General features: G+C 52.1%; 1 rRNA gene. It reads left to right on the forward strand.

Annotated elements, in window-relative coordinates:
- Positions 1-211: ribosomal RNA gene (locus BHE89_RS04180) — 16S ribosomal RNA — on the forward strand; the annotation flags it as partial.

Genomic DNA, 211 nt, shown 5'->3' on the forward strand with positions numbered 1-211 from the left:
GTTAATACCCTTATCAATTGACGTTACCCGCAGAAGAAGCACCGGCTAACTCCGTGCCAGCAGCCGCGGTAATACGGAGGGTGCAAGCGTTAATCGGAATTACTGGGCGTAAAGCGCACGCAGGCGGTCAATTAAGTCAGATGTGAAAGCCCCCGAGCTTAACTTGGGAATTGCATCTGAAACTGGTTGGCTAGAGTCTTGTAGAGGGGGG

The sequence above is a fragment of the Shigella sp. FC1967 genome (assembly GCF_001743005.1).
GTDB lineage: Bacteria > Pseudomonadota > Gammaproteobacteria > Enterobacterales > Enterobacteriaceae > Proteus.